Annotated in this window: 1 protein-coding gene; it reads right to left on the bottom strand. The window is 33.8% G+C overall.

Annotated features, from left to right (window positions below; all coding sequences use genetic code 11):
* Window positions 1-172 precede the first annotated feature (172 nt).
* Window positions 173-2,926 (bottom strand): DUF192 domain-containing protein, encoded by a 2,754-nt coding sequence (locus AB1414_18050; GenBank protein MEW6609317.1) that lies wholly within the window; start codon window positions 2,924-2,926, stop codon window positions 173-175.
* Window positions 2,927-3,098 lie beyond the last annotated feature (172 nt).

Below are 3,098 nucleotides of genomic sequence, written 5' to 3'. Positions count from 1 at the left end.
ACTCAACACGACACCAGGATTAATGTCTGAAGGGTGGAGCAAGAAAAAGTTTGAGCCATTTCTCCAATTCTCCCTTTTCCCCATTTCTCCTTGTTTACACTTCTAATGTATAGCCCTGAACGGTTACGAAACTTACTGATACCCCGTGCAAAACTTGCTCAATAGGATACGATTATATTCCTTCTTTAAAGATAATAATATCCGATAACTCTATACCATTATTTTTTATTGTTCCTTGAGGGAGTTCTAAGACATATTTTGCTGGGGCATCTGGGGTGTATATTTTCCAGGTGCTTGTGTCGGCAAGTTTAACTGGTGGTAAATTTTCCATCAAATCTACTACCTTAAAATTGGGGTCTAAAAACACAGCATCTATAGGGAGCTGGACAAAAAAGGTGTGAATAGGGGATTTTGTTCCAGAAGATGCCGCAAATTCTATGACTAAAGGTTGTGTCTCTTTAGCGAACATTAGTCCTTTTAATCTTTTTAAAAATGTTCTTGCCACTTTTATTTTACCAATAATGGGTTTATTTTTAGTTATATTATATGCGGAAACCTGTTCTAAATACTCAATCGCCATAATTGATTCTTTAATCATTGAGGCATGTTCTTCTCCTTGCCATAATAATTCATATATTCCACGTTTCTGGCTTTCTTCTCCTTCTAATTTTCGAGAACCATAATATCGAAATCTAACTGTTTTATCCTTACCATGCACGGCTTTGTATGTATTTTCAATAACTAATATTTGTCCTGCTCTGGTCAATTCACCTATTTTAGTGGCTAAAATTTTCACTCTATCTATTGATTCTCCATGGTGTTTAGTCGATACAGCAAGTTTTAAAGAGACCTTTCGTGAAGGCTGACGGAGGTTATATTCATCTATGGCACTTTGCATTTTGACCGTAGCGTAAAGTGCCTCTTTTGCCCCTCCAAAGGTAGCAATAGTCATTTCTTCTTCCATTTCCTCAACTTCACCATGCTCTGTTTCTATAATAGGTCTCAGGGTATTATTAAAAACCTGGTTGATAATGACTGATTTGGCTTCATCTAATTGTATCCCCAGCCCTTCTATGGCTCGAGTCAGGTTTATATAGACCAGGGTTAAATTTTCTGTTGGAATTATCTCCCTTTCTTCTTCTTGAGGTGTAAGTTCTGCAATTTCAGATAGTTGAGGCGGAATCTCTTCTACTTCTTTTATCTCTTTAATCTCTTCCAGTTCGATTTTGATATCTTCTTTTTCTCTTCTTTCTATTTCAATGAGGGCTTCAAAGGCGGCATTATAAACAGATGGATTTTCATCCTCTAAAAGCCGTCTAATGTGAGCAATTGCTTCTTTACCACACATTCTACCCATTGATTTAGCCGATTTCTCCCTTCGAATCCAATCTTCATCTTTTAATTGCTCAATCAAAGATTCTATTGTCGTTGAAGCTAGTTCCTCACCTAAAATCTGAGTTAAGAGATAGATAGATTCTCGTTGATTATGCCAATATTTATCTACTGTATTAGTTAAAAGTTGATTAATAATTTCTTGTTTGGTATCTTCCTTTACCATATTTCCTATAAGACATTTACCTGCAACAAATAATGGATTACGAAACTCATAGGGAGTTTTGACAATTGCTTGAATTAATCTACTTGCATCTGGCTCTTCAAGATTTGAACTTAAGAAAGTCAAGACATCTTCCCACTTAGGATGATTAAAAGTCGCTGAAATATCTACACCTCCCAAAAACAACTCTTTTAACTTCAATGAAGCGAAATACTCACGAAATGATTGATAGAAAAACTTTACCTCCCCATCTTGCATCTTCAAAAATCCTAATTGACTACATAATTTTAAAATCTCATCTTTAGCCATCCGATTATATTTATGCTTGATAATAAAATTGGCAATTATATCTAAAACCTTCTCTTTCTCAAGAACAGTTTCATCATCTACTTGCAAATTAAATCCTAACTCAATCAGGATAGCATTTATTAACTCTTTTTCCATATTAGTTAGTCGTCCTATTTTTTCAAACAAATCGTATAAGCAATTGATATACTGCGAATAAATCTGGCTTTTATTTATTGGGATTTCTTTAAATCGAGTAAATACAGGAATGATTAAAAGTAACATTAGAGGTGTAGTTTCTTCAAACTGAGGCAATTTTTGTATTTGGGCTAATATTTCATCTTTTTTACTTGTATCTTTGACATAATGTGCCAGATATTCGGCAATCTTTTCTCTGGTTAATTCGGCTAATTCTATTATTTTATAAGTAGGTGGAAAATTGGTATAACGCACTCCTTTACGGCAGCTTAAAAGGTAGATATTTTTGGGATATTTATTAATAAATTTCTGGATAGAGGTAATCGGGTCAAAATCTTCAGTTTTAACTCCTAATAGGTCTAATCCATCAAATAAAAATAAGAATTTACCTGATTCAAAGATGGGAATTAATTCCTCAAAACTACATTCTAAATTATGAGATTTTAAATACTGGACTAAAAACCCATCTATCTCTATCTTTTTATGATAAGTGGCTAAATCTATATAGACTGGAATTTTAGATTTGAGAATATCACCTGTGGTGTTGATTTCTTCAATAGCCTGCTGTCCATATACCAGAGTAATCCACTTAAGCAATGTTGTCTTTCCCGAGCCTGACTCTCCAATCAAAATCACCCGTCTGACTTTTGTTTCGAGCAATTCTGTTATCATATCTTTGGTTTTAAACTCGTATTTATTCCTTTTAAATCGAGATTGGAGAATATCTTTATCTTCTATTGAGGCTTTTTCTAATATCCTCTTCTCAACTTCAGGCGTAATAGATAATTCCTCAAGCACCTCTTCCGCATTTAATGGAATGTAAAGCCGTTGCCACTTATTAATTTCTTCATCGTTTAAAATATTTTCTAAATAAGATTTAAAATTCATTGTTCCTCTCCTTTTCTTATCAAACAAAATTCATAACCGTTCAGGGATATAGCCACAGAGTCACAGAGATGATATGATAAAGTGTCAAGTTTGACCTGCGAAAGATTTTATGGTATACTATACAAAAAGTATTAACTAACTAAAATAAGGAGGACAAACTTATGACACAAAC

Source organism: bacterium, from assembly GCA_040755795.1.
Classification (GTDB): Bacteria; UBA9089; CG2-30-40-21; order CG2-30-40-21; family SBAY01; genus JBFLXS01.
Note: the sequence above shows the minus strand (reverse complement) of the source record. Positions and strands in the feature narration are given on the sequence as shown.